We start from the raw sequence: 9,925 nt of genomic DNA, 5'->3' as shown, positions 1-9,925 counted from the left end.
ATCGGGATGTGGTGGAGATTTTGGGGGTTGGGTTCGAGACGACCGCGCGGGCTTTGGTGCAGCACTCGTGGATTGCTGGGCAGACGCCGTACCGGTCGCCGGGTGAGTTTGCTCGTGGGCTGCAGGAGTCGGGGATCTTCGGGGTGGTGGCCAATACCTGGTTCTGGGGGTTGCAGTCGGAGACGTTCCGGCGCGGGGTGGTGCCGGTGCGGTTCGAGCGGCGGCCGGGTGGTGGGGTGGCGTACACCGCCGAGTCGCGGACGGTGTTGCGGGAGATGAAGGACGCGAAGATCGCTCAGCCGCACGGGGATCCGGGGCTGGCCCGGCAGTACAGTCCGCTCGCGTACGCCGAGGTTCCCAGGTGCCTCGCCAACATGCCCGTAACCATCCCCGCACCCACGCCGACCGCCGCGACGCCCGGGCGGACCGCGACCCTCGGGCCGACCGCGACGGCCGGGCGGCGGGTCACCTTGCTCCCGGCGGTGGTCGAGTTGTTCGTCGACACGTTCGTCCGGATGCTCGACGTCGTACGCATTACCGGAAGTCCCGACTCTCAGGAGGAATCCAGCATGTCCGAGGTGTTCGAAGTACCCGACATGACCTGTTCGCACTGCACGAACACCATCACCGGCGTGCTCGAGTCGCACGGCGCCACCGTGGCCGAGATCGACCTCGACTCGAAGCAGGTTGTCGCCGCGTTCCCGTCCGCCGAGGCGCGCGAGCAGGCGTTCGAGGCGATCCGTGACCAGGGCTATACGGTGGTGCCGCCGGCGGGCTGAGCCCGGTCCGGCCACCTGCAGGCGCACGACGCCGACCTGCCGTCCGCGGGTCGGCGATTACGCCTTGATTCCTCCTTTTCCGGCCGCGTTGAGTGCCATCACTTCGTGACCAGTGGAGGAATCATGCCGGAGATCTCCCCTCGCCTCAGCCTCACCCGCCGCGCGGCGCTGTCGGGCGCCCTTCTGACCGCAGGCGCGCTGACCCTACCGACCCGCGCCAACGCAGCGACCCCAGCAACCGACCTGGAACAGCAGGCGCTCCAACTACAACCACCCGCCTTCCTCTTCGAGACCGCCGTACCAGACCAAGTAAGCGCCGGAGCCGGATCCACCCTCACCATCACCGACCGCGCCGCCCGCTGCGGCACCCGCTCGCTCCGCTGGGACTACTCCCCCGGCTCCGCCGTCACGATCCGGGCCGACCTGAACTTCACCCCCGACGCCTACCGCCCAGGTCAGCTCCCAGGGTCCGACCAATGCTGGCAAGGCGTCGTCGACACGTTCTCGGTCTGGCTCTACAACGAGACACCGATCGACGACGTGGTCCGCTTCGAGTTCGGCAACGGACCGCGGGCCGCCGCGTGGTTCGAGTTCCGCCTCAACTTCACCGGCTGGCGTACGGCGTGGGTCCGGTACGGCTACGACCTCGAGGGCCGCCCACAGCCCGGCATGGACACCGTGCGCCTGATCGCGCCCCGCCGTACCGGCACCCTGTACGTCGACCAGCTCGTCCTCAACATGGACCTCCGCCCCGACCAGCCGACCCGCGACGAGCAGGTACCTTTCGTCGCGCTCGAGACCGACGACGGCGACAACTCCCACTGGCAGGCGCTGTACCTCTTCGACCAGCTCCTCACCAGCAACCGCCCCGCCACACCGGCACCGTCCGCCGTGGAGCTCGACTCGCTGCAGGCACTCGTCACGCGCTACCACGACGACTTCCTCGTCCCCACCAGCAGCTCGACCGTCCAGGTGCTCGCCGCCCAGGTCGACGCCCTCGGCGTACCGTCCCGCGACTCCCTCGGCGGCGGCCGGCCGATCGTGTCGTACCAGGCCGGGGTGTACCCGCCCGCGATCGCGGCCGACCTCAAGACGTTCGTCAACGCGGCCGCCCTCAAGGACTACACCACGTTGATGAAGCAGCTTGCGCAGGCGTACGCCCTCAGACCGGCGGACAGGCCTGCGCTGGCCGAGCTGTACCTGCGCATCGTCGTCCATCTCCGCGACCAGGGCTGGCAACGCGGCAGTACGCAGGGCACCATCCACCACTTCGGGTATGACGGCCGCGGGTGGTACGACTCCGTCTACTTGATGCGGGACGTACTCCGCGACGCGGGCCTGCTGGACGCGGTACGGGCGGACGTCACCTGGTTCTCCGGCCTCGGCCGGCTCTTCCGGAGCTGGGACGACCGGCAGGCGTACGGCGGCACCATGGACATCCTGAACACCACCGTGCAGGGCATGGTCCCGGCGATCCTGCTGCGGGACAGCGTTGCCGAGCAGATTGCGTACCTGCACGCTCTCCAGACCTGGCTCAGCAAGGCGTTGCTGCCGAGTGCGGGGATCCAGGACGGCGTCAAGGTGGACGGGACGTCGTTCCACCACATCGGCTTCTACCCGGACTACAGCCGCGACGGGCTCAACGGTGTCGCGCCGTTCGTCTACATGCTCAGCGGCGGTGCCTTCCGGATCTCGCAGCCCGCACACGAGTCGCTGAAGCACGTGCTGCTCACCATGCGTACGTACGCGAACGCCGTGAACTGGCCGCTGTCCATCACCGGTCGACACCCCACAGGCCTCACCGGTATGTCGCTCAACGCGTACGTCTGGGCCGCACTGGCAGGCACCCCGGACGGCTCGTCCGACGTCGACCCGGAGCTCACGGCCGCGCTCCTCCGGCTCCTGCCCGCACAACCGTCGACCGGCCCGCGTCTGCTGCTCAACAGGCTCAAGGCACGCAACATCCCGGCCGAGCCGACTCCCGACGGCAACTGGGCGCTCAACTACGCCGCCCTGTCGCTGCACCGGCGCGCGGACTGGATGGTGTCGGTCCGCGGCCACAACCGCTACCTCTGGTCCACCGAGATCTACGACGGTTCGAACTGGTACGGCCGGTACTCGACGTACGGCCAGATCCAGGTCCAGAGTCGCGGGAACCCGGTCACCAACGTCGCCTCCGGCTTCAACCAGAACGGCTGGAACTGGAACCGCTGGCCCGGGACGACAGCCATCAACCTGCCGTTGCCCGCGCTCAAGGCGGACCTCACCGGCGTGATCGAGGAGATGCTGCTCACCGACTCCGCGTTCGCCGGTGCGCACACGATCGACGACCGGCACGGCATGTTCGCGATGCGGCTGCACGAGCACCCGAAGTACGACGGCTCGCACCGCGCGCTGAAGTCCGTGTTCTGCTTCGACGACCGGATCGTTGCCGTCGGCACCGGAATCGCGAACACCGACCGGGTGAACGAGACCGAGACGACGCTCTTCCAGACGGCGCTCGCCACCCCGGACGCACCGACGTACCTCGGCGACACCGTCCCGGTCACGAGCTTCCCGTACGAATGCACCGACGTCCGGAGCCGATGGCTTCTCGACGACAAGGGAATCGGGTACTACCTGCCCGCCGGCCAGCGGGTCAGCCTGTCCCGGACCACCCAGGAGTCCCGCGACCAAGGCACCGACCAGCCGACGACGGGCGACTTCGCGACCGCCTGGATCCGGCACGGCACCGCGCCCCGCGACGCCGGCTACGAGTACGCGATGCTGGTCGACGCAACGCCCGCGTCGATGGCCGAGTTCGCCGCCGCGATGGCCGATCCCGGCACCGCGCCGTACGAGGTATTGCGCGCCGACACCGTCGCCCACGTGGTCGCGGACCGGGCCACCGGCATCACGGGGTACGCCCTCTTCGAACCCACCCGGGACCTGAACGCGGGCCCGGTCCGCGAGGTCGACACTCCGTCGATGCTGCTGACCCGTGCCGAGGGCAACGATCTCGTACTGGCGGTGTGCGACCCCGACCTGCACCTGTACGACGGCCGGGATCCCGACCAGTACCAGGGCAACACCTACGTCGGCCGCTACACCTCCTTCTCCCGCCCGTGGCAGACCAACCCCAGCCAACCGCACCGCCTGACGGTGGTCGTCAGCGGCCATTGGCAAGCCGGCGCAGATCAGCCCTGCCGGGCGACCCCGGACGGAACGGCGACCCGGATCGAGTTCGACACCGCCGACGGCCGCCCGGTGCAGGTCCGCCTGACACCTCTCGGCGCATCGTCGACCGATTAAGACACCTTCGCCGCCACGTGCAGGGCCAGGCCGTCCGTGGCCGCGATGTCGGCGCGGAACCAGCCTGACGAGTCCACGGTGTACGTCGGCCCGCTGCAGTGCCCCGGCGTGTAGTCGCCGTGGAAGACATCGCAGTACGTACCGGCCGGCAGGTCCGTGTGGAAACTGCGACCGGTCAGCGCGGTGCTCTCGTCGTTCAGGACGAGGTAGCCGTTCGAACCGCGGCCGAAGGCGATCGCGTCGTTGCCGTTGTCCCACCAGTCAGTGACGGCAGTGCCGCGGACGGCGTTGTGGAAGCCGACCATGTTCGCGATCACCCGCCACTCGTGCTCGCACCGCCAGCGGTTGGTGAAGCACGTCGTGTCGACCGTCTGCCCCGTGCTCGTCGACGGCGGTCCTTCATCGTTGGAGGTGTATTCGTAGCTCGACATCACCTTCGGCGTACCGTACGTCCAGGCGAGCATGAACGCGTTCGCCATCGCGTACCGTCCGTTGTCGCGGAACGTCAGTACGCCGGTCCCCCGCTGCGTGTCGTGATTGTCGGTGAACACCACGGCCTTGTCCGACGGCAGCGGTTCCGCGAACGTCCGCAGGTATGCGAGCTTCTCGCTGTTGAAGATCTTCGCCAGGTCCTTCCCGTACCGGAACTCCAGCACGTCCCCGTTCCCGACGTACTCGTCCGGAGTGATCGGCTCCCCCGCGCCGTAGATCACCTCTTGATAGATGTATGCCGGCCGCGACAACCGGGACGTGATCGCCGCGATGTCCGTCGCCGGGATGTGCTTCGCGGCGTCCAGCCGGAACCCGTCGACGCCGATCGAGAGCAGGTCGTTCAGGTACGCCGCGATCCGCCCGCGCACGTAGTCCGACTCGGTCGCCAGATCGGCCAGGTCGACGAGCTCACAGTTCTGCACCTCCCACCGGTCGTTGTAGTTGACGATGTCGTCGTTCCCGTTCCGCCCGCAGTCGTGGAAGTCCTGCGTCTGGTACGTCCCCGGGTAGTCGTAGTGGCTGTACGGCGACCCCGCGCTGCCGGTGCCGCCCGCCGAACCGCCGGTCATGTGGTTGATCACGGCGTCGGCGTACACCTTGACGCCGGCCGCGTGGCAGCTGTTGACCATGGCAACGAACTGACTACGGGTCCCTCGCCGGGTGCTGTCGAGCTTGTAGCTGACCGGCTGATAGTCCTGCCACCACGGATACCCCGAGCCGGGCAGTACGACGTGCTCCTGCGGCGGCGAGACCTGCACCGCGCCGTACCCCTTCGGGCCGAGCACCTGGCCGCACTCGCGGGCGACCGAGTTCCAGTTCCATTCGAAGAGCTGGACGATCACGTCCCGGTCCCCGCCGGGCGCTGCCCGCGCCACGGGACCGCTCAGACCGAGCAGCGACAGGCTCACCAGCAGGATCAGAAATCGGCGCATCGGAACAACTCCCTCGGGGCGGTGGGGTACTCCATGAAACCATCTCGGCGGCGTACCGTGCGGGAAATCGTGTCAGGAGGCTGGAGTGCGCGACGTTCAGAGCTGGTTGCAGGAGCGGTTGCCCGGGTTGATCGCGGAGCATGCGGTGCCGGGGATCGCGGTCGGGGTGTGGGTGGGCGGTGAGGTCGTCGACGCGGCCGCCGGCGTGCTCAACACCGCGACCGGTGTCGAGGCGACCACCGACTCGATCTTCCAGATCGGGTCGGTGACGAAGGTGCTGACGGCCACGCTGGCGATGCAGTTGGTGGACGAGCGGAAGGTGGAGCTCGACGCGCCGGTGCGGCGGTACCTCCCCGGATTCGCGCGGGACGTGACCGTGCGGCAGCTGATGTGTCACGTGGCCGGGTTCGAGGGTGACATCTTCACCGACACGGGGCCCGGCGACGACTGCATCGAGCGGTACGTCGACCTGCTGGCCGACGTACCGCAGCTGTTCGCGCCCGGGTCGATGTTCTCGTACAACAACGCCGCGTTCTGCGTGCTCGGCCGGCTGATCGAGGTGGTCCGCGGCAAGCAGTTCGACGCGTGCATGCGGGACCACCTGTTCGAGCCGCTCGGGATGACGCACGCCGCGAACAACCCGTACGAGGCGATCCTGCACCGCGCCGCCGTCGGGCACCTCCACGGGCAACCGGTGAAGACCTGGGCGATGGCGCGCTCGAACGCGCCGGCCGGGTCGATGCTGGCGATGCGCGCGCGGGACCTGGTCCGGTTCGCACGGCTGCAGGGGCAGGTGCTCAGCGCAGACAGCGCCGCCGCGATGCAGGAACCGCAGATCACGCTGCCCGACATCGGCTGGGCGGACGCCTGGGGTCTCGGCTGGGAGATGAGCGAGCTGCCGGGCGGGACCGTGATCGGGCACGACGGGTCGACGGTCGGGCAGGCGGCGTTCCTGCGCGTCGTACCGGAGCGTGATGTGGCGATCGCGATCCTGACGAACGGCGGTACGCCGCGGCCGGTGCACGCCGAGCTGATGGGGCGGCTGCTGCAGGAGCTGGCAGGTGTCACGTTCCCGGAGCTGCCGGTGCCGGATCCGGGCGCTCGCCCCGCGCATCCTGAGCGGTACGTCGGGCGGTACACGTCGCGGGAGTCGATCACCGACGTACGGCTGGACACCGATGGTCGGCTGTGGCTGGAGCAGACGCCGATCGGGGTCAGCGCGGAGGTCGGTGATCAGCCGCACCGGACCGAACTGGTCGCCTGGCGCGGCGACAGCCTGCTGCCGGTCGAGCCCTCCGGAGGCGTGCACTGGCCGGTCGCCTTCGTCGGCCGGGACAGCGATGGCCGAGCGCAGTACCTACACACCGGAAGGGCCGATCTCCGGAGTAGTTCGATCGGATGAAGTAGGGGCGGGTGATCTGTCCGGGCGGACCAACACGATCCGCGGCTGCGGCAGGACGATCGTCCGATGAACGACTCCCAGGGCGAAGGGCTGCTGACCGTTCGCGACCTGTCGGTCGAGATCCGGCGGGGGTCCCGGATCGTCCGGCCGGTGACGCGGGCGGACCTGGTACTGCGGGCCGGCGAGACGCTCGGCGTGGTCGGCGAGACCGGCTCCGGCAAGTCGATGACCGGGCTGGCGATCATGGGCATGCTGCCGGCCGGCGGTACCGTCACCGGCGGGTCGATCCGGTTCGACGACCGGGAGCTGACCGGGCTGGCACCGGACGCGTACCGCAGGCTGCGCGGGAACGACATCGCGATGGTCTTCCAGGACTCGATGACCGCGCTGAACCCGACGAAACGGATCGGTGAGCAGGTCGCCGAACCGCTCCGGCTGCACCGCGGCGCCGGCAAGCGGGAGGCCCGCGACCGAGCCACCGAGGTGCTGCACCTGGTCGGCATCCCCTCGCCCGCCGAGCGGATGGACGCGTTCCCGCACGAGCTGTCCGGCGGGATGCGGCAGCGGATACTGATCGCGATGGCGCTGGTCTGCGAGCCGCGGGTCGTCATCGCCGACGAACCCACCACCGCCCTCGACGTCACCGTCCAGGCGGAGATCCTCGACCTGCTCGCGGACCTGAAGGCACGCCTCGGGATGGCGATGATCCTGATCACCCACGATCTGGGCGTGATCGCGGGGCACGCCGACCGGGTCGCGGTGATGTACGCCGGCCAGGTCGCCGAGACCGGACCGACCAAGGCCCTGTTCAGTACGACGAGGCACCGCTACACGCACGCCCTCCTGTCCTCGATCCCGACGCTCGCCCACGACCGCCGGCAGGAACTGCACAGCATTCCCGGCGCTCCGCCGGACCTCACCGCGCCGAGCCCGGCCTGCGCGTTCGCGCCGCGCTGCGCCGCCGCCACGGACCGTTGCCGGGAGCAAGCACCGGAGCGCACCCAGGACGGCGACACGACGTACTCCTGCTGGCACCCGGTCGACGAGACGCTGACGATCACACCCCGTACCAAGGACACCGGGTCCTCCCCCGACGACCAGGTGCGGCTGCGCGTGGACGGTCTGGTCCGGGAGTACGGCGCGGGCCGCACCAGCCTGTTCGGTCCGCGCCGCACGGTGAAGGCGGTGTCCGGCGTGAGCTTCGACGTACGGGCCGGAGAGACGTTCGGCCTGGTCGGGGAATCCGGCTGCGGCAAGTCCACGCTCGGCCGGATGATCGTCGCGCTGGACCGCCCGACCGGCGGCGACGTGCTGTACGACGGTACGTCGGTCGCGGGCCTCAGCTCGCGCGCGCTCGGGGACCGCCGGGCGCAGCTGCAGATGATGTTCCAGGACCCGAGCGCGTCGCTGGACCCGCGGATGCGGATCGGCACCATCCTGCGCGAACCGCTCGCGATCCAGGGCCTCGGCAACCGGTCCGAACGAGCGGCCCGCGCCGGTGAACTGCTCAGCGAGGTCGGCCTGCCGAAGACGATCCTCGAGCGCTACCCGCACGAGCTGTCCGGCGGCCAGCGGCAACGGATCGGCCTCGCCCGGGCGCTCGCGCTGAACCCGAAGGTCCTGGTCGCGGACGAACCCGTCAGCGCCCTCGACGTCTCGGTCCGCTCCCAGGTCCTCAACCTGATGCGCCGTACCCAGCGCGACCTCGGCCTGAGCAGCGTCGTGATCTCCCACGACCTGGCCGTCGTCCGCTACCTGGCCGACCGGGTCGGCGTGATGTACCTCGGCAAGCTCGTCGAGACCGGTACGACCGACGACGTCTACACCGCCACGGCCCACCCGTACACCGCCGGCCTGCTCGCCGCGGTCCCCGACCCGGACCCGTCGGCCGCCCGCCCGGACGCCGACGTACGGGTCCGTGGTGAGCTGCCGAGCGTCTTCGATCCGCCGAGCGGCTGCCGCTTCCGTACCCGCTGCCCGTTGGCGACCGACCTGTGCGCGGAGACCGAACCCGAACTGACCACGGTGTCCGGGGACCACCGGGTCGCGTGCCACTTCCCGTTGGGGGCAGCACGATGACCCGGTACGTCGTCCGGCGGCTGCTGATCTCGGTCCTCGTCCTGCTCGGGATCTCCGCGGTGATGTTCTTCCTGCTGCACGTGGTGTCCGGCAGCCCGGGCCGGGTCGTCCTCGGTCCGAAGGCGTCGCCGCAGGCCGTTGCCATGTTCAACCATCAGCACGGGTTCGACCGGCCGTTCGTCGTCCAGTACGTGAGCTACCTGGGGCAGCTCGTGCACGGCGATCTCGGTCGTTCGTACAAGCTCAACCAGGACGTGGCCACGCTGCTGGTCCAGAACGGCCCGCGGAGCGCGATGCTGTCGCTGGCTGGGCTCGTCCTCTCGCTGGTGATCGCCGTACCGCTCGGCATCCTGCAGGCGGTCAAGCGCAACAGCGTCGTCGACCGGCTCGGCACCGCGCTCGCGTACACCCTCTACGCGACGCCCGTGTTCCTGCTCGGGCTGCTGCTGATCGCCGGACTCAGCCAGGCCGTACACCTCTTCCCGGCCGAGGCGTCGCAGTCCCACTCCCCGTGGGTCGTCATCACCGATCCGCACGCGATGGCGCTGCCGGTCATCACGCTGGCCGTCACGAACGTCGCGATCTTCTCGCAGTACCAGCGATCCGCGGCGCTCGAGCAGCTCGGGCAGGACTACATCCGGGTCGCCCGCGCCAAGGGTCTGCCCGACCGGCTGATCATCACCCGGCACCTGCTGCGGAACGCCTGCCTGCCGCTGATCACGCTGCTCGGGCTGTCGATCCCGAGCCTGCTGGCGGGCAATCTGATCGCCGAGTCGCTGTTCAACTATCCCGGTCTCGGCCTGCTGTTCCTGAACAGCCTGCAGCGCGAGGACTACCCGGTCCTGCTCGCCTACACGCTGATGGGCGCCGTACTGACCGTGCTCGGCAACCTCCTCGCCGACGTCGCGCTCGCGGCCGCCGACCGTCGCATCACCCTGATCGCCTAGGAG

The 9,925-nt window shown here is 69.5% G+C and carries 6 protein-coding genes; 5 read left to right on the top strand and 1 reads right to left on the bottom strand.

Going from position 1 to position 9,925, the window contains the following annotated elements; all coding sequences use genetic code 11:
• Nucleotides 1-779, top strand: a 779-nt coding sequence (locus tag VFF46_RS29585) for a heavy-metal-associated domain-containing protein (protein ID WP_325040513.1), incomplete at its 5' end; no start/stop codon positions are given.
• A gap of 123 nt (nucleotides 780-902) precedes the next feature.
• Nucleotides 903-4,070 carry a chondroitinase family polysaccharide lyase gene (locus VFF46_RS29580; RefSeq protein WP_325040512.1) on the top strand — a complete coding sequence of 1,056 codons (3,168 nt, stop codon included), beginning with the start codon at nucleotides 903-905 and terminating at the stop codon, nucleotides 4,068-4,070.
• Here the strand turns inward: VFF46_RS29580 and VFF46_RS29575 are convergent.
• Nucleotides 4,067-5,494, bottom strand: coding sequence for an alpha-amylase family protein (locus tag VFF46_RS29575; protein WP_325040511.1), 1,428 nt, complete (start codon nucleotides 5,492-5,494; stop codon nucleotides 4,067-4,069). The two genes, VFF46_RS29580 and VFF46_RS29575, sit on opposite strands and share 4 nt — an antisense overlap.
• An 85-nt stretch (nucleotides 5,495-5,579) precedes the next feature.
• Between VFF46_RS29575 and VFF46_RS29570 the strand changes: the two genes are divergently transcribed.
• From VFF46_RS29570 to VFF46_RS29560, 3 genes are all read left to right on the top strand, one after another.
• On the top strand, nucleotides 5,580-6,896 hold the full coding sequence (locus VFF46_RS29570; RefSeq protein WP_325040510.1) for a serine hydrolase domain-containing protein: 1,317 nt from the start codon (nucleotides 5,580-5,582) through the stop codon (nucleotides 6,894-6,896).
• A 66-nt stretch (nucleotides 6,897-6,962) separates the two neighbouring features.
• Nucleotides 6,963-8,975: an ABC transporter ATP-binding protein gene (locus tag VFF46_RS29565; protein WP_325040509.1), complete on the top strand. Its 2,013-nt coding sequence runs from the start codon at nucleotides 6,963-6,965 to the stop codon at nucleotides 8,973-8,975.
• Nucleotides 8,972-9,922 carry an ABC transporter permease gene (locus VFF46_RS29560; protein ID WP_325040508.1) on the top strand — a complete coding sequence of 317 codons (951 nt, stop codon included), beginning with the start codon at nucleotides 8,972-8,974 and terminating at the stop codon, nucleotides 9,920-9,922. The genes VFF46_RS29565 and VFF46_RS29560 overlap by 4 nt, the downstream gene beginning before the upstream one ends.
• Nucleotides 9,923-9,925 lie beyond the last annotated feature (3 nt).

Origin of the sequence: Kribbella sp. (genome assembly GCF_035655035.1) — a bacterium.
In the GTDB taxonomy this organism is placed as follows: Bacteria; Actinomycetota; Actinomycetes; order Propionibacteriales; family Kribbellaceae; genus Kribbella.
This window is presented reverse-complemented; position numbering and strand designations above follow the sequence as displayed.

Bases quoted from the DNA above. Each gene is read 5' to 3' on its own strand.
- VFF46_RS29560 (WP_325040508.1), top strand. From the start codon at position 8,972: ATGACCCGGTACGTCGTCCGGCGGCTGCTGATCTCGGTCCTCGTCCTG.
- VFF46_RS29575 (WP_325040511.1), bottom strand. From the start codon at position 5,494: ATGCGCCGATTTCTGATCCTGCTGGTGAGCCTGTCGCTGCTCGGTCTG.
- VFF46_RS29565 (WP_325040509.1), top strand. From the start codon at position 6,963: ATGAACGACTCCCAGGGCGAAGGGCTGCTGACCGTTCGCGACCTGTCG.
- VFF46_RS29580 (WP_325040512.1), top strand. From the start codon at position 903: ATGCCGGAGATCTCCCCTCGCCTCAGCCTCACCCGCCGCGCGGCGCTG.